A 22,791-nucleotide genomic window follows, 5' to 3' on the forward strand; every position below is an offset into this window, starting at 1 on the left:
CGCGGTGACTCTCAGGCTGAACCTTGGCGGTCACCCCGCGACGGTGACCGCGAAAATGACTGCCGGTTCACTGCCCGCCTGGGCGCCGGGGTGAACCATCACAGGGTTTTCAACAGCAGGAATGAAGGCGCAGCCACCCCGGTGCAGCGCCATGTCGCTGCGCGGCGAGTCCAGCAGGACGGAGCCTTGCACTGCCAGTACCAGTAGCGGGCCGTTCTGCACCAAGGGGACCGGGGCGGCCCCGGCTGAAAGCTCCACTCGCTGAAGCGCAAATTCGGCGAAGGGCGGCTCCCAGACCTGCTGACCGAGATCCGTGGTGCGGGTGGGGACCATGGGGACCGTGTTGGGGCTAAAGTTCACCGTGTCAAGCAGCTCCGGGACGTCCATATGCTTGGCCGTCAGCCCGCCGCGCAGCACATTATCCGATGACGCCATCACTTCAAGACCCAGGCCGTTCAAGTACGCGTGGATGTTGCCAGCTGGCATGTAGATGGCCTCACCGGGGCGCAGCGATACCCTGTTCAACAGCAACGAGACCAGCACCCCGGCATCTCCAGGATATTGCCCCGCCAGTTCCACCACGGTGCGCAGCGAGGCGGCGCCGTTATCCGGCAGCCCTGCACAAGTGTTGGAGGCGGCGCCCTCACCTGCTGCCAGAGCTGTGCTGTCCGCTGCCAGAGCAGCGGCGGCCAGTTCCACAAGGGCTGTGGTGGCAGCCCCGCCGTCCACGAGTGTTTCAAAGGCGCGGCGCACCACCATGGGGGCAGCCATACGGGAATTCAAGGTCATCTCTAGCTGGTGCAGAAGCTCTGGAACCTGAGCGCCGTGAGCCTCGATGGCTGCCGCCACGGCACGGAAAAGGGCCGCGGCCTCGGCGCATGGCCGAAATCCGCACAAGGCCTCGAAAGGTGTCAGAGCCAGAATCATCTCCGGCTTGTGGTTCGCATCCTTGTAGTTGCGGTGCGCGGCGTCGCGCGGAATACCAGCGGCTTCTTCGGCCGCAAACCGTTCCCCGGCCCGCTCCAGCGTGGGGTGCACCTGGAGGGAAAGTGCGGATTCGGCTGCGAGAAGCTTCGCCAGAAAAGGCAACTTCGCACCAAAGTCAGCATGGACCTGCTGGCCCAGCGTCTCAAGTGGATGCTGGGCAATCAGCTCATCAAGGGGCACCCCGCCGTCAGGAGTGGAAGCGATCGAAGGGGAGTCGGAGTGGGCGCCCATCCACAACTCCGCCTCGGGACCGCCGCTGGGCGTGGTGCCCAAAAGTGCGGCAATGGCCGTGGTTGAACCCCATGCGTAGTCACGGGTCACGTTCGTCAGAGCAAACATAAAAATTTCTCCTGGTCCAAGACGAGCTGTAGATCGATTGAAAGTTGTGGCCCGTGGCCGGGCCCCGGCACCCGCGTGGGGTGTTTAGCCGGGGGAGCAGGTGCCGTTGTTCGCCAACAGTGACCCCAGCGTGAGATCGTCACCGTTGATGGCAAGTTGCTGCAGGTATTCGGCAGTGATCTCCGGCCCCGAAGAGGGCGCCGCCGGAGTTGGTGCCTGGGCAGCAGGAGCTTCCGGAGCCGGTTCGGCGGGTACTTCCGGGGCCGGTGCTGCAGGTGCTGCCGGCTCTGCCGGTGCGGGCGCCTTGGATGTAGGCGCCTTGGGAGTGCTCGCCGGAGGGTTCAGGAGCTGCTTGACCCGCTGGTGCAGCACCCCAAAGTCCGGATATGTGGGGAAGTTTTTATCGAAATCCGGGGGACCAATAGTCAGGCGGGCCAGCGGGTGTCCCTTGGACTTCAGCGCCAGGGAGACGAAGCTGCCCAACTGTCCGGCAGGTAAGTCTGATTCAACAACCTTTGATCCGGCATCAGCAAGTGCACTGAATTTGGTGAAGATGGTGGCCGGGTCCATCTGGGCCAGCATCGCGGCCTGAATGCACTGCTGGCGCTGGCTCCGGTTGTACTCCAGCACCCATTGCCGGGAGCGGGCAAACCAGAGGGCATGGTAGCCGTCGAGCTTTTGCACACCCGGGGCAATCCAGCCGGTGGGTGGCAGATGATCGCCGGTACCGTTGATGTCATCGCCGCTGATTGGTACCCAGCCGCCCACATTGACTGTGACCCCGCCCAAGGCGTCAATCAAATCGGAGAAGCCAGCCATGTCCACCAGAACATAACCTTGGATACTCAGGCCCAGGATGCCGCCGGCGGCATCCATCATGGCGCTGGCGCCGGGATCCGCCGAACCCGGATACAGAGTGGGGTGGTTGTTAGTGACATCGGTGTAGAGGAAGTTAATGATGCACTGATCCCCGCAGTTGTAGCCATCCGGGTAAACATCCCATAGGGGAGAGCCGGGCTCAAAGCGCGCATTCTGGAAGTTGCGCGGAATGCTGATGGTGGCAGCCTGACCGGTTTTTGCATCAACACTGACCACCATGATGGAGTCCGGGCGCCTGCCACTGCGGTCCTCACCGGCGTCGCCGCCCATGAGGAGAAAATTGTAGCGGCCGTCAACTGGTTTCATATTGGGGCCGGCCGCGAAAATGCTGGTGATGGCATTGCGTCCGGAATTAATAAGAAAAGCGCCGTAGCCCAAGGAGCCGCTGGTCAGCACCATCAAGACAACCACGGCAATACTGATCATGCCGCGCATTCCCGGTGCCAGCAGGCCGGGCCGGATGATGCTCAGGGTGTTCAGGAACATGTAGGCCCAGCCCACCGCCAAAGCAACCAAAACCACAATGATGAGCAAGGACGGCACGGGGCTGGTAAAAAGATTCAGCAGTGTCTCGCGCTGGAGCAAAGCCAGTAAGACGGCGGCAATCACCAAAGCCCAGACCGTGAAGGTACAGCGCAGTGCCAACCGGCCCAGACGCTTATTGCCTGCCACTACCTGGGCGGCGCCAGGAAGTATAAGTGTCAGCAGCAACAAGATCCAGGCCCGCCTCGAACGCACGGGGGCCGAGGCCGGTTCCGGGAAACGGGCAGGGTCTGTCAACGTGGGCGGAGAATTAGAGGGCCGCGAAACCTTGGGACTGCTAAAGCTCATGCTCTTGTGATCACGCCCCGGTCAGGGCGGAAACGGGCCGGGCCATGGCCAGCGGGTACGTGGCGCTTGCCTTCTCCCGCAGGGCTGCTCCCTTGGCTGTGGCCTGGTGGTTGAGTTCCTGGGCAAAAGTTGCCAATTGGGCCGCCAAGGAGGCTGCCAGCTCGTCAGTTCCGGCCGCCAGCATACGCACGGCCAGGAGCCCTGCATTGCGAGCCCCGCCGATGGACACGGTGGCCACGGGTACTCCGGCAGGCATTTGCACAATGGAGAGGAGGGAGTCCATGCCATCAAGGGTCTTCAGCGGAACAGGGACACCTACCACGGGCAAAGTTGTGACGGAGGCGAGCATTCCGGGCAGGTGTGCGGCACCGCCGGCGCCGGCAATGATGACGCGGATGCCGCGGGAAGCAGCCTGTTGGCCGTAGGAAATCATTTCAAGGGGCATCCGGTGAGCGGAGAGAACGTCAGTTTCAAAGGGGATGCCGAACTCGGACAGGGCCGCCGCCGCAGCCTCCATGACAGGCCAGTCAGAATCTGAACCCATGACAATGCCAACAAGGGGTGTGGGTGTGCTGCTCATGGTTTTACGCTCCGTCTCTAATGATGTTTGCCACGGTGGTGGCGCGGGCACGTACTGCAGTGACGTCGTCGTGCTTGGCACCAATCACATTCACGTGACCAATCTTGCGGCCGGGGCGCACAGACTTGCCATAGCTGTGCACTTTAACGGACGGCTCGGCAGCCAGTGCGGCGGGGTAGGCGCTGAATAAGTCCTGGTTGGCGCCGCCCAAAAAGTTCTTCATGACCACAATCGGCCCGAGCGCGTCGGTGTCACCCAAGGGGAGGTCCAGTACGGCACGCAGGTGCTGTTCGAACTGGCCGGTCACGGCCCCGTCCATGGTCCAGTGCCCGGTGTTGTGCGGACGCATGGCCAGTTCATTGATGAGGAAGCCGGGGGCGCGGCCCGGGGTTTCAAACAGTTCGGCGGCCATGACACCTGTCACGGCGAGCTCGTTGGCAATGCGCAGGGCGGCAGCCGCTGCGGCGCTGGCCACCTCGGGCGCGATGTCCGGGGCGGGGGCAATGACTTCATCACACACCCCGTCAACCTGGATGGATTCTGCTACCGGCCAGGCCTTGGCCTGGCCGGACGGCGTGCGGGCCACCAGAGCGGAAAGCTCGCGGGAGAACTCAACCATCTCCTCCACCAGCAGTGGGTTCATGGCCGCAAACCAATCGGCGGCAGCCTCGGCGTCGGCAACGCAGCGCAACACCCGCACACCCTTGCCGTCATAACCGCCACGGGGCATCTTTAGGACAACGGGCCAGCCGTGGCTTTCACCGAAGGCGGCCACGTCTGCCGGTGAGGCCACAGCGGCCCAAGCCGGGTTGGGCAAGCCAAGGCGCTCAATGGCGGCGCGCATGATCAGCTTGTCCTGGGCATTGACCAGAGCATCGGGCCGGGGCTGGACGTTGACGCCCTCCGCGATCAGCGTCTGCAAATGGCTGTTTGGGACGTGTTCGTGGTCAAAAGTGAGCACGTCCACGCCGCGGGCAAAAGCACGCAAAGTATCAAGATCCTTGTAATCGCCCACGGGGGCGTGGGCCACTACCGGCACCGCACACACCTCCGGCGATTCAGCAAGGACGCGTAATTCAAAACCAAGGGCCACGGCTGCGGGGGCCATCATGCGGGCTAGCTGTCCGCCACCCACCACACCGATTACAGGAAAAGTCACAGTCCCCAGCGTACCGAACCTCTGGCCAGATGCATGCTTTGACCAGTGCTGCTAGGCCTTTATAAGGTGTTTTAGGCAACACACGCACGTCAGTAGTGGAATCTTTGGCTTAGAATTTCACCAGAGGCTGCAGCGAGAATCATCCGTTTTTGGCCAAAATGCCTGACGGAGGACCATGTTTCAAAAGCTTGTAGATCGCATCCAAGGCCTGATGGGCCTCTTTTGGCGTGAAGTGGCAAAGTTCGGTGTTGTGGGCGGTTTTGCCTTCGTTATAGACACCGGAATTTATCTGTGGCTGCTCAGTGGCGGCATGAGCGGGCACCCCACCAAGGCAAAGATCATCTCCGCCGCGGTGGCTACCGTCTTCTCCTGGCTCGCCAACCGTTACTGGACGTTCCGCCACCGCCGCCAAGCCAATGTGCTCCGCGAAGTATTCCTGTTCATCATCATGAACGGTATTGGCATGGGCATTGCGGCAGCCTGTGTATACATCTCGCACTGGGTGCTGGGCTTTGAATCCACCACCGCTGACTTTGTCTCCGGCTCTATCATCGGCTTGGTTCTGGGGACAATTTTCCGGTTCTTCGCCTACAGGTTCTGGGTTTTCACTGACGAGCTGGATCAGGAGCCCGGATATGAGGCTGACCACAGCCTGATTCAGGCTGAACACGAGGCCTGAGTTTCTGCGCTGGCCCCCCCGAAAATTAGCCAGCGTAAATTAGCGCAGCGTAAATTAGCCCAGCGTAATCTGTTCGCTGGCACGCAGGGCGGGAGTATCGGCTACGCCGTCAGCGAGCAAAACTATTGATCCGCCGGCCGCCCAAATACTCAAAGCATCCCGCACAACGGCGTCCCACCCGTCCCTCACATGCAGCAGGACCCGCTGGGGGGCAAGTGGCAATGGTATGTGCGGCACCGAAAGTAATTCGGCACCTGGGGTGAGCAGTGCTGCATAAGTGGTGCTGCACTCGCTGGTCCCGGTGCTGTGGTGCTGCCAGGCCACGTCCTGTGAGTCAGCGGCGCTGTCGGCAAAGAAAACATCGGCGTGCGAACGCACGTCGCCGGAGTAATCAAGAGTTCGTGGGGGCAGCTCTGACATCCAGCGCATCTGCAGAGCGGGCAGGGCAACGGCCACAACCAGCGGATCACTCTTGGCCCCGGTCAAATGGCTGTGCGCCACGTCCGGCCAGGCTGTGGCGAGAATGTCTGCGTTTGCGGCCAGCTCGGCCCACGGGTCGGTCTCCGCATCCGCTCCGGGGGCATCAGTAGTGCTGGAGATAGTTGTGCCGGGAACCGTTACTGCCTTCGCTCCCACAGCCCACGTGGCAAGCAACCAGACTATGGAACGCCAGTGCAGCGGCAAGTGCAGGGCAACCACGGTGCCGGGTTCGGCGTCGAGCTCATCCACCAGATAGTTGGCTGTTTTGGCCACCCAGTTATCTAAGACCCGCCCGGAGAATTCCACCCTTTCGGAGCCCGGGCCGTACCACGTCAACCGGGGTGATGTGGGGTTATCGGTGCGGAAGGCGTGCAGTAGCTTTTCGGGGGTATTCACAGAGCGGTCCATGAGAGCCCATTTTGCCATGGTCAACACGGAGGTCAACACGGAGGTCAACTCGGAGCAGATCTCCACCGATTGGAGGAAATCCAATTGTTACGTGATGTGCGTTACAAGTATGAATCTGGGTATTCCCCATGAATTCTCAAAAAACTTCCAATTCTGCCCAAGAACACGGGATTTTGGCGGTTAGAGACCAAAAGACACGAATGTATTGGTATGAAAATGCCGGGCGTGGCGTGCGGGTAGAACCGCACTGGAAGTGGTTATCATCTCCTCCCGGCTTGACGTGGCGGACTTACATGGATGTAATTAGACGCACCAACCGCTGAGTTTGGCACTGCAGTCCGCATGTTGCGGGAACCGGATGGTTGATTGACAGTGTCAGCGGCAACATTCAGGAGGACGATTATGGGGCAAGCGCAGCTGAGTGTGGAGGATTTTCGTGACGACTCGGTAGCGGCGCAAGCTGCAGCCGCATACCGTTCTCGGGGTGTGCCCACCGATTGGTATGTGGACCCTGCAGATCCGGATGCCGCAGAGTTTCATGAGCGTGAAAATCGTCAGGTCTTGGCTGATGCTGCCACGGCGTTCCTGACCGCACATGAGTTGCAGGCACCCACAGAGCCCGCCTTGGATCAGGGACTTTCGGATGTTGAAGGAGCGGACCCTGACCCCATCTGGATCGGCTTGGGCCTGCCTCGTGATGATTTTAGTGACGAAGGTGAACTAGGCTGGCAGACTGACGCCCTGTGCGCACAAACCGATCCAGAGGCGTTCTTCCCTGAAAAGGGCGGTTCAACCCGGGACGCGAAGAAGGTGTGTGGGGCGTGCAACGTCAAAGCTCAGTGCCTTGAATATGCTTTGGCCAATGATGAACGGTTTGGAATCTGGGGCGGCCTGTCGGAGCGTGAGCGCCGGCGGCTGCGGAAGCGAGCGGTCTAATTCTTGAAGCAGTAAAAGTCACGGCCGTTCTGGTTGCCCACAACGGCGGTGCCTATCTACCCGCAGTCCTAGCCGCTCTGGCCGCACAGACACATCAGCCGGATCAGGTGTTGGCCGCAGACGTTGGCTCCACAGATGACTCTGGTGAGCTGCTGCGCAAGGAACTCGGTGAGCGTCATGTGATCTCCCTCGAAGCCCGCAAAGGCTACGGGGCAGCCGTCAATGCAGTGCTCGAGCACCAAAAGCGGCTCCACGGCGCTGCCGTTCTGCCTGCCCGCACAGCGCGCCACGGATCACAGGGACCTTCCGGGGGAGTGGGTGTGCTCGAAGAGGAACTGCCCACCAGCAACGAATGGATTTGGCTCCTGCAAGATGATGCGGCGCCCGCCCCGGATGCCCTCAAGCTGTTGATCGAAGCCACCGAGCGGGCCACCACGGCCACTGTTGTTGGCTGTAAACAGCTCGACTGGGACAACCACCGGCGACTCGTCGATGTGGGGTTGCGCGCCAACAAGTGGTTTGACCGCTTTTCCCTGGTGGGACTCGATGAGCAGGATCAAGGCCAATACGATCACTTGACTGACATGTTTGCCGTGAATACCGCCGGCATGCTGGTGCGTCGAGATGTCTTTGAAAGACTGGGCGGATTTGACCCGGCCCTGCCCGGCCCCGGAGATGACCTGGACTTCTGCGCCCGCGTCCGGATGGCCGGAGACAGGGTTCTGGTAGTACCCGCAGCCCATATGTTTCACGTGGTGCACAGGCCCAACGGCGTAGGTTCAGCTGTGGCTGCCCGTAAGGCAGGCATTTTTCTCAGGCTCAAGCACGCCCCGGCCTGGGGTGTCCCCTTGCTGTGCATTGGCACGTTCTTCTCCGCTATTTATTGGCTCTTGGCAGGATTTGTGCTGAAGGCGCCCGGTCATGCCGTGCGGATGTTCATCGCCACCTGCGCGGGCCTGATGCATCCCCTCGCGTTGCGGCGCAGCAGGGCTTCCCTAGCCGCCACCCGAACCCAACGCCGCTCCGTCCACAAGGGTCTGCACGTGCCAGAACGGACGGCAAGGGACCACCTGAAAATGCTCCGTGAATCCGTTGGCCCGGAAGAGCACAGCTCCGAGGACATTCTTGAAGGTCCCTCTCTTTTGGAACCCACGGGAGAAAGTCACAGGGAAAATGTGACCCCGCTGGCCGCCACCAGAACGGCACCCATCATCAGTGGGCTCGCCTTGGTAGTGGTGCTGGGGGTGCTCGCGCTTGTGGCGCTCTCACGGTTCCTTGGAGTTCCGGCTTTGATGGGCGGGGCCCTGCTGCCCCTCTCCGCTGATATTGGCACCATCTGGAGCCATGCCACTGATTGGTGGATTTCTCTCGGATCGGGCATGCCCGGCCGGGGCAATCCCTTCAACTTTATTTTGTTTTTGCTCGGCGCACTGGGCGGAAACGCTTCGCTGAGCGTCCTGTGGCTCGTGCTGTTGGCCCTACCGCTGTCAGCCTTCACAGCTTGGCTGGCAGCCGGTGCGTTAACTCTGCGCCGCTGGCCGCGCGTGGTTGCGGCTCTGGGGTGGGCAGGTGCCCCGGCACTGCTGATCGCACTGGGCCAGGGCCGCGTGGGTGCCCTCCTGGCCCACATCCTGATTCCCATCGTCATGCTGGGAATGATCCGCGCTGTCGGTGGCGCGGTAAGCCCCGAGAGCGTTCCGGGCACCGTGGAGGGTGCCCTCCCCAGCACCAAATCCGCAACAGCGAAGTCCGCAACCTCTAAGTCTGCAGTGTTCAAGCTTGGCCGGCCGGGCGTGGGCGGCAACCCCTCGTGGACTGCCGCTGCCGCTGCGGGCCTTGCCTTGGCCGTTGTGTGCGCCGCTGCGCCGAGCCTGTTTGTGGTGGCCGTGGTGGGTGTACTGGCCGCAACCGTGCTTCTGGGGCGCCGGGGTAGGACCATTTGGTGGTCCTTGCTGCCAACGGCCGCTCTCTTCTTGCCTTTTGTTTGGTCTGCCTGGGAAAATCCCCGTGCGCTTCTGGCCGATCCGGGGCTTCCCCTCGCGGCAACTCAGGGCCCTCTCTGGCAACAGATCCTTGGTTTCCCGCTTCAGCTGGACACTGTTGAAGGCGTCCTCGGTTTGGGTGCAGCGCCCTGGCTGACCGGCGTTTTCGTGGGAATCATTGGAGTGCCGGTAGTGGCAGCGGCCGTGATTGCCCTGTTGCTTCCCCTGCGCCGCGCCGCCATGGTGCGCAGCCTGTGGCTCCTTGCCCTGTTGGCGCTGGGGGTTTCCTACGGCGGTAAGCTCCTGGCTGTTGCGTTCGACGGCGGTACCCTCGTCACCGTGTTCAACGGTCCCGCTGTTTCCCTTGCATTCTTCGCCTTGCTCGGGGCTGCTCTGGTGGGCTTTGACGCAATTCACCGTCAGGCCTATGAACCGTCCCGTACCTCTAAGGAGCGGCACCCGGCTGCGAAGGCTACCGCCGTGGTGCTCTCAGTGGTGCTGGTGGCAGCGCCGGTGGCGAGCCTCGGTGCGTGGACAGTGCAGCAATTCTCCTCCGACCACTCGGGTGCGGCGCTAAGTGGTCCGTTCCTGCTGGAAGGTGCCACAGCCGGGACCATTCCGGCCACGGCAGCTGACCGCGGTACAGGTCCTGAAGCCAGCCGCACCATTGTGCTCACGGTTCGCCCTGACGGCAGCATTGACGCGGCACTCATGCAAGGTGCCGGAACAACTTTGGACTCGCTCTCAGGAATTTCCGCAGCAGCACGCATCACGGGTGCGCCGGGGAACGAGGCAATTCTTGCCAGCGATGCGCCAACACAGATTTTGGAGTCAACGGTGGCCGCCCTGGTGTCCAAGTCGGGCATTGACCCCCGAAACCAACTGGTGGATCTGGGCGTAGGATTCGTGGTGCTGCGTCCCGGTGACACAGCCGCTGAGCTACTGGCCAGCGAACTTGAAGGGGTTCCCGGGCTCAATAGCGTTGGACCCACCGAATCAGGGTGGTTGTGGCGTGTTGCACCCAGCTACACAACGGCGGGTGACACTGACGTTGTGAATCGTGTACGGCTGGTCGATGCGGGTGGAAAAGCTACTTCTCCCGTGCCATCGAACGGCCTCGGTGTGAAAAGTGCCATTGCTGCCGGGGCACCTGGCCGCACTGTGGTGATGGCCGAACGTGCAGACTCCCAGTGGCAGGCCTGGCTTAACGGCAAGCCGCTCAAGCCCGTCACCGCAGGCTGGGCTCAGGCCTTTGAGCTACCTGCTAGTGCCGGAACCTTGGAGATTCGCTATATTCAGCCACTGGATGCAGTGTTTACCATTGTCATGTTGCTGATCTTCGGATTGACAATCCTGCTGGCAGTTCCCGTCCGGGCCCGTCGTGGCCGCACCGGTGCATACCGGGATGAAGCATCGTTGCAAAGGGTTGGTAGACGTGCCTGAAAATAAGGACAACAACGTTGAGGCTAACTCGGCTGGTAGTGAAACTCAGGGCGAAAAGCTCATCGAGACCCCGCTGAGTGAACCAGCCGTTGACCCCAAAGCTGCCGCTTCAGCTGAGAAAGCCGCCACGGTTGACGCCAAGGCTGTCGCTTCGGCTGAGAAAGCCGCCAAGCCCTCCAAAGCTGAGAAAGCCGCCAAGCCCTCCAAAGCCGAGAAATTCGAGAAGGCCGCCAAAGCAGCCAAAGACGAGAAATCCGAGAAGCCCACCAAGGCTGAGAAGGCGCAGAAAGCTGCTACCCCGCGAGGTAGGGCTACCCGGAAGGCCACGCGCCGCTGGCCGGCCATTGTTGCCGGCGTGGTCACGGCGGCTGTGGCTGTTGCCGTAGTGGGTGCCGGCAGTTTGTTCCCTGGCGTGGATGCCACCGCCGTGACGACACCGAGCCCGCATGTACTTCCTGTTGGCGAATCCATGGCGAACTGTCAAGGTCCCACTCAACTGCTGGCCGGTTCCGCAGCAGGGGCCGATCCGGAGTTTTCGCCAAGTTCTTCAGGCACCAAGACCTCCGTCAACGCCGTGGTGCTCAGCAGCGCCGAGGGAGACATCCCGGGATCGCAGATTCAGGGGCTGGACGGCAAGTTCTCCCCTCTGGCTGTCCTGGCCAAACCATCAGCAACCTCTGCTTCAGCTCAGGCTTCGGCGAGTGCGCCGGTGCTGAGCGGTGAACCAAAAGCCCGTGCCGAAGTATTGATCGGGAAAACCGTGGCGGGCCCGTCGGTGCTTCGTCTTGACCCGCTCGGCCCCGAGAGTTCACAGGGGAGCGGATCTGTCATCGTTGAGGCCACTGACGGTGATCTTGCCGGGCTAGCGGCTGCCACCTGCCAACAGCCAAGCAATGAAGTCTGGCTTACCGGGGCGAGCACCATGGTGGGACGGACCGCAATCCTTGCTTTGGCTAACTCCTCCCTGAGTCCCGCTACTGTTTCCCTCGAACTTTTTGGTTCAGATGGACCCGTGCAGTCAGCAGGCAGTAAGGGATTGGTGGTTGCGCCGGGAACTGTGCGCTCCGTTGTACTGTCAGGCCTTGCCCCGGACTCGGACGCGCTCAGCGTCCATGTCAAGAGTGTGGGAGGCCCCGTCAGCGCAGTGATTCAGCAGTCGGTGCTCCGCGGTCTGACCCCGGGCGGGATCGATTATTTGGCACCGGTCCAAGCACCGGCCAGCTCATTGGCCATTGCGGGCGTGCAGGTTCGGTCCGTGGCGGAATCCGCCAAGATCACGGCGCAGAATGATTACGCAGATGCCGATACCGCATTGATGGTCACGGTACCTGGGATAAAGGACGCGGTCCTGGAGGTCAAGGCCTTTGGCAAAGACGGCCAGGTGGCCCTGCCCAACGGAGGCGTTTTGAGCGCCGCCGCGGGCAAGGTCAGTACGCTCTCTCTGGCAGGGCTGCCCGAGGGCAGCTATTCACTGGCCATCACAGCGGACACCGCCGTTACGGCCGCTGTGCGGCTCAGCAGCTTCACCAAGCCAGGGGCCGCCGTAGACTTCGCCTACGCTCCATCCTCGCCCCGGCTGGGCGAAACCCATCTGATGACCTTGCAAAATGATGTTGATACCAGCTTGGTGTTTGCCGCCTTTGAAGGCAGCGCCACTATCAATTTGGTGCCCATTTCAGCAAGCGGTGTCTTGGGTCAGGGCAAGGACGTGGAGGTACGGGCTGGCACCTCGGTAGCCGTCAACGCCAAGAAACTGCTGGGTAGTGAAAGCGTTGCCGTGATAGCTTCCGTCTCGGGTGCACCGGCCTTCGGCTCACAAGTACTCGTCAAGGATGGGGGCGCCGGTATTGCCGTGCTGCCGCTGGCCCAGTCCTCCGCCGGAACCCAAGCAATCAATATCAGCACCCGGTACTAGAGCGCCCCCGTTCAGTTGAGCTGGTCAGTTGCTCCCGGTCAGTTGCCCCGGTAACGCCGGAACAAGGGGTCAACTGCGTCCGGATCAATATTGAGAAGGCCAGCCACTTGCTCCACCAAGACCTCGTGCACCAGCTCCCGCACTTGTCCGGCAGTATCGCAGAGCGCTTCCACCGGGTGGCGGTAAATGATGATGGCGGGCGGTTCCCCCTGGCGGCCGTCAGCTGCGGGGAGGGCGGCGAGATACTTGCCCAAGGGCGCCTGCGCTCCGGAAGCGAGCAGGGCCTCCAACTGATCGGGAACTTCCTCCACCAGGTATTCCGCCGTGGCCAGTGCCGCGGGCCACAAGGTGCGAAGGCGTTCGGCGGAGTCCACCACCAGGTCATCAAACTTCTCAGCACGGGTCCGCGAGGCGGGCAAGGCGGCAGCTAAGAGCGGGCCACGGCGCCCCCTGCCATGCCTGTCACGGCGGCGCCGCTGAAACGTACGGGCCGCCGGGTTTGGTGCCGCGGTAGCATCGGATTCCTGCAGATCAAGTGAGATCTGGATCGAACGCTCGCCATGAATTGCCTTGAACTCCATCATTTCACTCTAGGCCGCGGGCTCGCGGAGGGGAAATATCCTCGCGGGAAGGGTAGTGTTGGCAAACGTGGGTATCCTTCGTCAATGCACCAGATCAGCCTGCCGGGAAACGGCCGTGGCCACTTTGACGTACGTTTATGCGGACTCGACGGCTGTCCTGGGTCCTCTGGCCACATTTGCAGAACCACATTGCTACGATTTGTGTGCCAAACATTCCGCGCGCCTCACGGCCCCGCGAGGGTGGGAAGTTATCCATCTGGCACGCTCAGATAAGCCACCAGCTCCGGGCCCGGATGATCTGCTGGCACTGGCCGACGCCGTCCGGGAAGCCGCGAATCCAGGCCCGGAAAAGGCCACTGGCGTGAGCGCAACGCGGAGAGACTACCGGGGAGCCCTGGAACCGCCGTCGCACCTGCCCTCATATTCGGGACCCCCCAGCCGCCGCGGGCACCTTCGCATCCTGGAGGACTAAACTCCTAGAAGCTGAGTCCGCAGCTCACGGCCCACCGTCAGGGCAGTAACCGAAAACTTCCCCTAAAAAAGTGAAATGGAGTGGCACCGGCCATGGCAAAGATAAACGAAGGCCTCTTGGCGTTGCTGCGTTGTCCCGTCACCAACTCACCACTGATCCAGGTGGGCGAAGAATTACTGAGCACAGCCAACGGTGAGCGCGGCACGCCCGTGCGGTACAAGATCGATGAGGGGATTGCGCTGCTGCTCACCCCCGAACAGCTCAGCCCCGAACAGCTCACCGCCTAGCAGCTCACCGCCTAGCAGCTCACTGCTTAGCGCACCGGGCCAGCCAGTGCCTGTGCTTTCCTATCATCAACCAAGCGAGAAGTTCAGTGACGAAGGGGTGGGCCGTGGTGTCAGCGTGGGAGAACATTGGGAGCTTCGTGCGGCGCCGGAGGGCTGAAAACCCCGGACCCATGACCCTTGACGGCACCAATTCCTATATTCTGACCGCTCCCGGGGCATCAGGGGTGGTTGTGGTGGATCCCGGACCGCTCCAGGAGAGGCATCTTGGCGAGTTGGCAGCGGCCGGTTCAGTAGAGCTGATCCTGATCACCCATCACCACGGGGACCACACCGACGGCAGCGCCCGGCTGCATCAGCTCACGGGTGCCCCTGTCCGGGCGGCATTGCCCGCCTTTTGCCATGGCGCGCAGGCATTGCACGACGGCGAGATCATCCAGGCGGGCGGCCTCACACTCGAGGTCCTCGCCACACCAGGACACACCAGCGATTCGCTGTGTTTTGTTGTCACAGATCCACTAGCGAGGGATTCCTTCGGGCAGGGCGCCGGCACGGTTGTTCTCACCGGAGATACCATCCTCGGCAGCGGCAGCACAGTGATTTGCCATCCTGACGGCAAGCTGGGGGATTACCTGGACTCCCTTGCGGCCTTGCGCAGGCGCGGCGCGCGAGTTAACGGAGCTGTCTTTACCCGCCCTGTTGCAGGAGCTGGTGTGGCTGCGCTGCCGGGCCATGGCCCGGTGCTAGGAGACATTGCCGCAGCGGCACAAGCCTATGAGGAACACCGGGCTGTGCGCATTGCAGAGGTTCGCAACGCCGTGGAACTTCTCGCCAGCATCGGGACGGCAGAGCCAACTGCCGCGCAGGTGGCGGCGATTGTGTACAAAGATGTGCCGGAGCATCTGCAGGGTGCGGCGTATTTGTCCGTGGAAGCACAGTTACTGTACCTGCTCGGTTAGCCGCCCCGGACATCTGCCGCTGGGGTCTAGACTTCACTTCCCATAACAACCCCATAACACCGCGGCCCTCTGGGCTTGGCGCGGCTCGCTGGCACGCAATCGTGGCGTAAAATTGTATCCGGCACTAGTGGTGCCACGATAGCGGACATTGGAATTAGTCCACCGAATGGGAGTTTGCATGGCTGAGTTGGATGAGACCAGGAATCGTCGCAAGGGATTGCGAGTTGCCTTGATCTCCTTGCTCGCTTTGGGCTTGGCTTTATCCGGTACAGGGTGCTCTGCAGTGGGCGAAAGTCCCGCCCCCGGTGCCGCTGAAACCAGCACGGCCACCACGGCACCACCCTCCACCACCCCCGCTGTTCCGGTGCAGACGTTGGTCAGCCCCGCAACAGGAACCGTCTCCGTAAACCCTGCCACTGAAGTAAACGCCATGGTCACCAATGGCACGGTGGCCAAAGCCGTCCTAGAAGAACAAGCAACGGGCACCCCGGTTGCTGGTGAACTGGTGGTGAGTAACCGTAAATGGATTTCCAAAGAACCTCTGAAATTCGGCACCGATTACGTCTTTAGTGTTACGGCCCAGGACACCGCAGGCACCAAGACCACCACGTACAGTTCGTTCTCCACCGTTGCCGCCTCACATGAGGCTGATGCCTGGGTATACCCGGCTGAGGGTGCCACTGTTGGAGTGGGGCAACCGCTCGAATTCAACTTCAGCGAACCAGTCATCAATAAGGAAGCCGTAGAGAAGGCCATCACCATCACCAGCAGCACGGGCCAACAGGGCGCGTTCCGCTGGTACTCGGATACCAAGGTTCGCTACCGCGGCGCTGACTACTGGCCGGCCAACAGCAAACTCACGGTGCAGATGGCACTCTTTGGCACCGATATTGGCAACGGCATGATCTACAACGCCAACAAAAGCTACGAGGTCAACATTGGCAACAAGGTCATCATGGAAGCGGATGCGGCCAACATGTCCGTCAGCATTCTCATCAATGACCAGGTAGCCAAAACCTTCCCGGCATCCATGGGCGATGAAAGGTTCCCCTCAGCCTCCGGGTTCATGGTGATTACCGCTGATAAGCAGCGCTACGCCACCTTCAAGGCATCAACCATTGGGCTCAAACCAGGGGATCCGGGCGACTACGGCTCCGTGGACGTGGAATTCGCCACACGGCTTTCCAACAGTGGCATCTTCATCCATCAAGCCACCCCCTATGCCATTCCCTACCTGGGCGTCACCAACCTCTCACACGGCTGCATTGGGCTCTCCCATGAAGGCGCTGGCTGGGTCTTTGAGAATATGCGCCCAGGCGATCTTGTCCACACGGTGGGCACACCCAATGACACCATCCATCCCACGGATGGTTACGGCGATTGGAACTTCGCGTTCAAGGACTACGCCTCACGCTAAGGCAGCGCCTCACGCTAAGGCAGCGCCTCACGCTAAGGCAGCGCCTCACGTAAACGCAGCGGCAGGCTACTTCCCGCCAACCCCGTGATCTAACCAACCCCGTGGCGCCCTAGCGCACTACTGATAGCCGCTGCCCGCGCTGCTGCCGCATCCATGCGGCGGTATTCGCGGTCTCGACGCTCTGCGATGAGTGAGGCGAGGAATACTGTGGGATCGGTTCCGGGAGCCGGAAGAGGCGCCACGTGGGCACTGGCTTCACTGGCCAATTCCATGGCCAGGGCAAAGCGGGAGTTCCCGGCCATGGCGCTTCCTTGACGCAGGAACAAGGAGATGCGCCGCGCCAGAGGATCGGGAAGCCGGCCAATATCAGCCAACGCGGCCCATTGTGCCAGTGCGGGGGCCACTGAAACCTGCAGGGGCACGCTCTTGGGAGCGCGGTCTCGGATGGCGTAAGTGCCGGCAAGCATGTCACCGAGCCGCTTGGACTTGTCATTAAACAATGAAACCAGGCAGGCCACCGAACCCAGCGTGAGGTAAATTTCCAGCACCGCCAGCAGTGCCCTAACCAAGGCGTGCCGGAAGCGGATGGAACCGCCGTCGTCGCGCACCACACGCAGCCCCATAACAAGCTTTCCCAGCGACTTACCCCGGCTCAGCGTCTCCACCGTGATCGGGACAACCACCAGCAAGCCCACCACAATAGCCAAAATGATGGCACGCGCTGCGGCCGGATCCAGCATGAATGCCACCTGGCCCAGTAAAACGAACAAGCCAAACGCCACAGCCAGCGTGACTGTCAGGTCAATGGCCGTGGCCACGGAGCGGGCAGCGAAGGAAGCGGGGCGAAGTTCCAGGACAACGGCTTCACCGGTGATGATTGCGGACATGAAAACAGTCTATCCACGCCCTGGGACCTCGGCCCTATATGCTGGTGCGGATGGACATGGATGCCTTTACCTCGGTACACCGCCCGCAATGGGAGCGGCTAAATACGCTTGCCCGGAAACGGCGATTGAGCGGTGCCGAGGCGGATGAACTGCTGCATTTGTATCAAAGCGTTTCAGGACATTTGTCCCTCATCCGCTCCCTCACGGCAGAAAGTGCTCTCTCCGCCTCATTGTCAGCAACGTTGGCCAACGCCCGGACTCGGTTTACGGGCGCGCGAAGCAATATTTTTCTTGATATTGCAACGTTCTTCGTTGTAGCCCTGCCGGCAGCCTTCTACCGGCTGCGCTGGCTGACGGTTATTATTGGCGGCGTTTTTATTCTCATCGCCTCCCTCTTTGCGCTGTGGGTGGCAGGGGATCCGGCCGTACAGGCGGCTCTGGGATCTGACGCGGAACTGCAGCAGCTGGTCAATCACGACTTTGTGAACTATTACTCGGAAAATCCGGCAGCCTCCTTTGCTGGCGCCGTCTGGACCAATAACGCCTGGATTGCTGCCCAGTGCGTGGCCTTCGGGATCACCGGGGCCTTTGTGCCGTATCAAATTTTCATGAATGCCCAGAACGTTGGTGTCACCGCCGGAGCCATGTTCGCCTATGGCAAGGGTGATGTTTTCTTCAGCTATATTCTTCCGCACGGTCTCATGGAACTGACAGCCATCTTCATTGCCTCCGCCGCAGGACTGCGGATATTTTGGGCTTGGGTGAGCCCTGGGCCCCGCACACGGCTGGATTCGCTGGCCCGTGAAGGACGTTCTCTCATGACGGTGGCCGTGGGATTGGTCTTCGTCTTGTTTATTTCCGGCCTCGTGGAAGCTTATGTCACACCGAGCCCGCTTCCTGTGTGGGCCAAAATCACCATTGGCGCACTGGTTCTTGGGGCGTACTGGGCCTACACCCTGATATTGGGCCGCAAGGCGTTCCTTGCAGGGGAGTTGGGTGACCTTAACCCGGACGACGCCGGAGCCACCATCCGCTCGTCCTAGTAGTTGCGTCAGGCTAATAGATGCTTGCCGCAGGCCTCCCCAAAATCACCCCGTGGGTGCAAGATGGGGATATGGGTGATGACACTGCAGGCCAGGACAACGGACTGTTGCAGAACACGGGGTTGTTCCAGACCACGGTGCAACAGGGGAGCGCGGATCAACTCATTCCACCGCACCCGTGGCGGCGTTTTGTGGCATTGGGAGATTCCTTTACGGAAGGCCTGGATGATCCGGAACCGGGCAGTCCCGGCGGATATCGAGGATGGGCGGACCGTGCAGCGGAGGAGTTGAGTGTGGGAGTGCCAGATTTCGCCTACGCAAACCTGGCCGTCAGGGGGCAACTACTGCACGAGGTAATTGACACCCAAGTGGGTCCCGCCCTGGCGCTGACACCAGATCTGGTCTCATTTCAAGCAGGAGGCAACGATCTCTTTCACACCGGTGCGGACCCTGACAAGCTGGCCGCTCTTTTAGAGGGAGCCGTGAGCCGCCTGCGCCTGCAGGGAGTGAGCGTCCTGATCTTTGTTGGGCCGGACTCCGGGCGCTCCACCGTCATGGGCCAATTCCGTACGAAGATTGCCATCTTCAATGAAAATATGCGCAGCATCGCCGAACACCACGAGTGCCTTGTGGCCGATTTGTGGGCCATGAAGGAACTACATGATCCCCGCATGTGGAGTCAGGATCGGCTCCACCCGTCAGCCCTGGGTCACCACGCAGTGGCGGCTATGGTCCTAGAAACGCTGGGTGTGCCGAACTCCCTGAAGCCACTGACGCCCAAACCGCTTCCTGTGACAAGTTGGCGGAAAGCGAGAGTCGGTGACATCGCGTGGGCCCGGAACTATTTGATGCCCTACGTACTCCGAGGAATCCGGCACGAGTCCCCGACAGGAGGATTCGGTGCCAAACGGCCTGTGCCGGCACCCCTGCAGAGTGTCCCGCTTTCCAGCCGGGGCCGCCTCTTTGGTGAGGCTGGTCCACCAGATGCAGGAGCGGCACCCAAGCCTGAAAAAGAACCAGAGTGACAGTTTGGCATCGTCACGGGGTGGCAGCCACCGGGTGGGACCGCCTGCCGGTATCGTTTGGACTTGTGAGCGAGAATTCAAAGCCCCAGGACTCAGTGACACCCGAAGATGCTGTGACACGCCAAGATGCTGTGGCACGCCAAGAAGTTGGGGCGCAGGCCCCACAAGGCAGTCCCGCCGCCGGCAGCGCTGATACCAAGGCCGCTGATACCAAGGTTGCTGCCAGTGAGGCCGCTGCTCTTGCGGAAAAGGCCCGTGCTCGGCGCGTGGCGGCACCTGTTGGCGAGAGCTCGGTCTCACGGATCAAAATAGAGCAAGTTGCTGACCAGGAACCCATGCGGGCGGCATCGCGGATGCCGCAGTTGCCCAGTGACGAGGAAATCGCCGCAGCACTGGCTAAGAGCGCGGCCGTGGCCGAAGCCGTGGCTGGTGGCACGGGGACACCAGATGTACAGGGCGAGGACAGTGCCGTTGTGCGCCCCTCGGCTGAGGAACAGGCAAAGCGCAAGGCTGCCAGAGACAAGGCCGTCAATACAAAGCCAGTACTGACACGGGTATTTCAGGTCATCATCGCAGTTTTCTATCCCATCGTGCTGCTGGTACTAGCCATCAGGCTGGTCACCACCTCCACGTTTTTGTGGATCGAGTACCACCGCCCCGGGTTCCCGAGCGACTCTTTTGGGTTCAGTACCGAGGACAGGCTCACCTACGGCTCCTACACCGTGGACTACCTGCTCAACTTTGCCCCGCCCCGGTACTTGGGTGACCTGGTCAACGGCATTGGCAACCCCTTGTTCCTGACCCGGGAAGTGGGGCATATGGCAGATGTGAAGACCGTTATTGTTATGGCCTTCCTCAGCGCCCTGCTCCTGGCGGTCATCATGGCTATTGGCGTGATATATCTTTCGCGGCGTAGCTTCGGCGGCAATCGCCGGGCTTTTTTCGCAGGCTCGATCGCCACTTTGGTCTTGATCATTGCTTTGGGTGTTTTTGCCGCAACCGGCTGGGAACGGTTCTTTACTGACTTTCATAAGATTTTCTTCGCCCAAGGAACGTGGACGTTCTACACCGACGACACCCTCATCAGGTTGTTCCCTAGCCAATTTTGGTTGGATTCCGGCATCTTCATCGGTGCCTTTGTCCTGGTGGTCTCGTCGCTGACGTTAGCCTTCACCTGGCCAACAAGAGAGCGCCGCGTGGCCGTCATTGCGGCGCAACGTCCCGGCCGCCGCGCGGCATAGCTGCGCAGCAAGCCCGCTGCGGCAGCCAATAGCGCCAAAAGTAGATACTGCCAGCGTGGCGAACGTTAGCGATAGTACCTCTTTTCATAGGAAAGCCGTCGAGGCCGTTTTGCCATCAATTGACAGCCTCCTTAGCCAGGCTCTGGCGCTGTGCCGGGTACAATCTCATTCAGTAATCATGGCCACCCACGGTTTGGGCGCTAGTAGGCCTCATGCCAGTAAGCCATATATCTGTATTGGGCTTGAAAGCGGGCAGGCCTGAGAGGGCATCAGAGAAGCCAGGCTGTGACAAAAAGCGTGTCATGGGGCCCAACATTATTTCTGATGTAGTTTTGTGGTCCAAAAGGTAGGGTCTCACAATTGGTGAAGAAGTGTGACATTCGGATCCGGAGGTATTTGGGGGACAGCCGTTAGCAGGCCACATCCCCACCTCGCTAACCTTCGCTGCTTCCCAGTCCACCTGCCGGGCTGGCTCGGCGGGTGAACGTCATGAAAAAGGCGGTGGTTAGATCCAGCTGGGCAGCCACATGTGTTGACGCCATTGTTCTTGCGGGATGATCTCCGCCGCCCAAATGGGGTAAAAGAAGGCGCTCAGGGCTACTACGAGGACCAGGAAGATCCCTACGATGATGGCGCCTTGTTGACGACGCCAGGGAGGGTCGGAAACCTTGCCTAGGACCATGCCCAAAACCAGCACCAGAGCCAAGATCATGAAGGGTTCGTAGGCAATGGCGTAGAAGAAGAAGATGGTGCGCAGCGGGTAGAAGATCCACGGCAGGAAGCCGGCAGCGAATCCGGCCAGGATGGCCCCGGCACGCCAGTCGCGTTTGATGGCCCACACGCCCACCAGGAACAGGATGGCTAAGGTCCCGCCCCACCAGATCAGCGGGTTGCCCACGCTGGTGACTGCTGCAGTGCATTTTTCCACTACGCAGCCGCCGTCACCATTCTCATAGTTCTTCACATAGAAAGAGGTGGGGCGGCCCATGACCAGCCAGGACCAAGCGTTGGCCTTGTAGGGGTGATCAGAACCCAAACCGGTGTGGAAGTTATAGGCGGTGGAGTGGTAGTGCCACAAGGAACGCAGCGAATCCGGGATCCAACCCCACACCGTGGAGGGATTCTCGCCAGCCCAATTCCTGTCATACGCATCCTTGGACATGAACCAGCCGGTCCAGCTAGCCAAATACGTTGCAGCCGCCACGGGAACCATGCTGACAAAGGCAACAATGCCGTCCTTCCAGATAGCACCCATCACCCAATACTTAATGCCGGCGATGCGGCGGGCATTCATATCCCAAATAACGCTCATCAAGCCAAAAGCAGCCAGGAAAAACAAACCTGACCATTTGGTGCCAATGCACAGGCCCAGAGCTACGCCGGCGGCCAGCCGCCACCAGCGGATGCCCAGCCACGGCCCATAGAGGAGCTCCTTGGCCGGGACCAAGCCGCCGGGGCCGGCGAGGATGGAAAGCTTCGCAGCCAGCCGCCGTCGTCCATCATCACGGTCCATGATGATGGCGCCAAAGGCGGCGAGGGCAAAGAACATCACAAAGATGTCCAGCAATGATGTTCGGGACTGGACAATGGCATGCCCGTCAACCGCGAACAGTAGCCCGGCCGTGGCGCCCAGAATGGTGGAACGGAACATCTTCTGGGCAATCAATGCCAGCAGGAAGATGGATACGGTACCCACCAAGGCTGCAGAGAACCGCCAACCGAACGTGCTTTCCGGGCCGAAGAGCCACATACCAAAGGCAATCATCCACTTGCCCACGGGAGGGTGCACCACATATTCGGGGGTGGTCTCTAGGCTGGTAAAAATGCCTTGGTTGAAGAGGTCGTTGGCTTTCTCCGCCCAATTTCGCTCGTAGCCGCTTTGTAAGTAGCTGTAGGCGTCCTTGACGTAGTAGGTCTCGTCAAAAACTAACGACGGCGGCTGGCCCAGACGCAGGAAGCGCAGCAGTCCGCCTACCAAGGCGGTCAAGGCAGGCGCCAGCCAAAACCAAAGCCGCAGGCTCGCCGGGGTAGTGGAAAAAGAATAGCGTGCACCAAGCAGCCGTGCGCCAAGAGCCGAGCGGGTAAAAGCTTGCGCAGGATCTCGCAGCCACCGCAGCGAAGAAACTCCCGTGCCCGCCGCGGGTACCGGAGCCTCCACTGCCGGATCAGCCGTGACCGAGTCAGCGCTTACCGGGAGAGCAGAGCTGTCCGCCTGGGGATCAAAGGTGGTGGGGTTCTCCGGGGCCGCCGGGGCGGTATCCATA

General features: G+C 61.0%; 19 protein-coding genes. 11 read left to right on the forward strand and 8 right to left on the reverse strand.

The features are described 5' to 3' along the window. Window positions 1-30: 30 nt before the first annotated feature. The 4 genes from manA to ABIB48_RS07955 form a co-directional block, all read right to left on the reverse strand. Window positions 31-1,326 (reverse strand): mannose-6-phosphate isomerase, class I, encoded by a 1,296-nt coding sequence (manA, locus tag ABIB48_RS07940; RefSeq protein WP_354212653.1) that lies wholly within the window; start codon window positions 1,324-1,326, stop codon window positions 31-33. Window positions 1,327-1,410: 84 nt separating this feature from the next. Further along, entirely contained in the window at window positions 1,411-3,036 is a 1,626-nt protein-coding gene (locus tag ABIB48_RS07945) for an LCP family protein (protein ID WP_354212654.1), read from the reverse strand. Window positions 3,037-3,046: 10 nt separating this feature from the next. Further along, window positions 3,047-3,616, reverse strand: a complete 570-nt coding sequence (gene purE / locus ABIB48_RS07950) for a 5-(carboxyamino)imidazole ribonucleotide mutase (RefSeq protein WP_110104647.1) — start codon at window positions 3,614-3,616, stop codon at window positions 3,047-3,049. A gap of 4 nt (window positions 3,617-3,620) precedes the next feature. Beyond that, window positions 3,621-4,775 carry a 5-(carboxyamino)imidazole ribonucleotide synthase gene (locus tag ABIB48_RS07955; RefSeq protein WP_354212655.1) on the reverse strand — a complete coding sequence of 385 codons (1,155 nt, stop codon included), beginning with the start codon at window positions 4,773-4,775 and terminating at the stop codon, window positions 3,621-3,623. A gap of 175 nt (window positions 4,776-4,950) precedes the next feature. Here ABIB48_RS07955 and ABIB48_RS07960 point away from each other — a divergent pair, with 175 nt between their 5' ends. After that, window positions 4,951-5,454, forward strand: coding sequence for a GtrA family protein (locus tag ABIB48_RS07960; protein WP_110104645.1), 504 nt, complete (start codon window positions 4,951-4,953; stop codon window positions 5,452-5,454). A 54-nt stretch (window positions 5,455-5,508) separates the two neighbouring features. Here the strand turns inward: ABIB48_RS07960 and ABIB48_RS07965 are convergent, their stop codons facing one another. Beyond that, window positions 5,509-6,426: a TIGR03089 family protein gene (locus tag ABIB48_RS07965; protein WP_354212656.1), complete on the reverse strand. Its 918-nt coding sequence runs from the start codon at window positions 6,424-6,426 to the stop codon at window positions 5,509-5,511. Between the two features lie 318 nt (window positions 6,427-6,744). Here ABIB48_RS07965 and ABIB48_RS07970 point away from each other — a divergent pair, with 318 nt between their 5' ends. From ABIB48_RS07970 to ABIB48_RS07980, 3 genes are read left to right on the forward strand one after another with little or no spacing between them, the layout of a single operon-like run. After that, the gene (locus tag ABIB48_RS07970) at window positions 6,745-7,278 is read left to right on the forward strand and encodes a WhiB family transcriptional regulator (RefSeq protein WP_110104644.1); all 534 of its coding nucleotides are present in this window, start codon (window positions 6,745-6,747) and stop codon (window positions 7,276-7,278) included. Between the two features lie 29 nt (window positions 7,279-7,307). Further along, a complete protein-coding gene (locus ABIB48_RS07975; protein ID WP_354212745.1) occupies window positions 7,308-10,703 on the forward strand; it encodes a glycosyltransferase family 2 protein in 3,396 nt (1,131 codons plus the stop codon). Beyond that, complete coding sequence (locus tag ABIB48_RS07980; RefSeq protein WP_354212657.1) at window positions 10,696-12,618, forward strand: DUF5719 family protein; 1,923 nt, start codon at window positions 10,696-10,698, stop codon at window positions 12,616-12,618. The genes ABIB48_RS07975 and ABIB48_RS07980 overlap by 8 nt, the downstream gene beginning before the upstream one ends. A 38-nt stretch (window positions 12,619-12,656) precedes the next feature. Here the strand turns inward: ABIB48_RS07980 and ABIB48_RS07985 are convergent, their stop codons facing one another. Then, window positions 12,657-13,202 (reverse strand): metallopeptidase family protein, encoded by a 546-nt coding sequence (locus ABIB48_RS07985; protein WP_354212658.1) that lies wholly within the window; start codon window positions 13,200-13,202, stop codon window positions 12,657-12,659. 64 nt (window positions 13,203-13,266) lie between these two features. On the opposite strand from ABIB48_RS07985, the gene ABIB48_RS07990 reads away from it, so the two are divergent. The 4 genes from ABIB48_RS07990 (at window position 13,267) to ABIB48_RS08005 (ending at window position 16,331) form a co-directional block, all read left to right on the forward strand. Continuing rightward, on the forward strand, window positions 13,267-13,671 hold the full coding sequence (locus ABIB48_RS07990) for a DUF3499 domain-containing protein (protein WP_110104926.1): 405 nt from the start codon (window positions 13,267-13,269) through the stop codon (window positions 13,669-13,671). 92 nt (window positions 13,672-13,763) lie between these two features. Then, window positions 13,764-13,958, forward strand: a complete 195-nt coding sequence (locus ABIB48_RS07995) for a hypothetical protein (RefSeq protein ID WP_354212659.1) — start codon at window positions 13,764-13,766, stop codon at window positions 13,956-13,958. 86 nt (window positions 13,959-14,044) lie between these two features. Further along, the gene (locus ABIB48_RS08000; RefSeq protein ID WP_354212660.1) at window positions 14,045-14,914 is read left to right on the forward strand and encodes an MBL fold metallo-hydrolase; all 870 of its coding nucleotides are present in this window, start codon (window positions 14,045-14,047) and stop codon (window positions 14,912-14,914) included. 178 nt (window positions 14,915-15,092) lie between these two features. Further along, entirely contained in the window at window positions 15,093-16,331 is a 1,239-nt protein-coding gene (locus ABIB48_RS08005; protein WP_170120868.1) for a L,D-transpeptidase, read from the forward strand. Window positions 16,332-16,420: 89 nt separating this feature from the next. On the opposite strand, the gene ABIB48_RS08010 is transcribed toward ABIB48_RS08005, so the two are convergent. Further along, a complete protein-coding gene (locus tag ABIB48_RS08010) occupies window positions 16,421-17,218 on the reverse strand; it encodes an RDD family protein (protein ID WP_110104639.1) in 798 nt (265 codons plus the stop codon). Between the two features lie 50 nt (window positions 17,219-17,268). On the opposite strand from ABIB48_RS08010, the gene ABIB48_RS08015 reads away from it, so the two are divergent. From ABIB48_RS08015 to ABIB48_RS08025, 3 genes are all read left to right on the forward strand, one after another. Then, on the forward strand, window positions 17,269-18,261 hold the full coding sequence (locus ABIB48_RS08015) for a stage II sporulation protein M (RefSeq protein WP_179442371.1): 993 nt from the start codon (window positions 17,269-17,271) through the stop codon (window positions 18,259-18,261). A gap of 71 nt (window positions 18,262-18,332) precedes the next feature. After that, window positions 18,333-19,286, forward strand: coding sequence for an SGNH/GDSL hydrolase family protein (locus ABIB48_RS08020; RefSeq protein ID WP_110104923.1), 954 nt, complete (start codon window positions 18,333-18,335; stop codon window positions 19,284-19,286). 65 nt (window positions 19,287-19,351) lie between these two features. Beyond that, the gene (locus ABIB48_RS08025) at window positions 19,352-20,527 is read left to right on the forward strand and encodes a TIGR01906 family membrane protein (protein ID WP_354212661.1); all 1,176 of its coding nucleotides are present in this window, start codon (window positions 19,352-19,354) and stop codon (window positions 20,525-20,527) included. A 505-nt stretch (window positions 20,528-21,032) separates the two neighbouring features. On the opposite strand, the gene ABIB48_RS08030 is transcribed toward ABIB48_RS08025, so the two are convergent. Next, window positions 21,033-22,790, reverse strand: coding sequence for a dolichyl-phosphate-mannose--protein mannosyltransferase (locus tag ABIB48_RS08030; RefSeq protein ID WP_315914365.1), 1,758 nt, complete (start codon window positions 22,788-22,790; stop codon window positions 21,033-21,035). Window position 22,791 lies beyond the last annotated feature (1 nt).

The sequence above is a fragment of the Arthrobacter sp. UYCu511 genome (assembly GCF_040547105.1).
Classification (GTDB): Bacteria; Actinomycetota; Actinomycetes; order Actinomycetales; family Micrococcaceae; genus Specibacter; species Specibacter psychrochitiniphilus.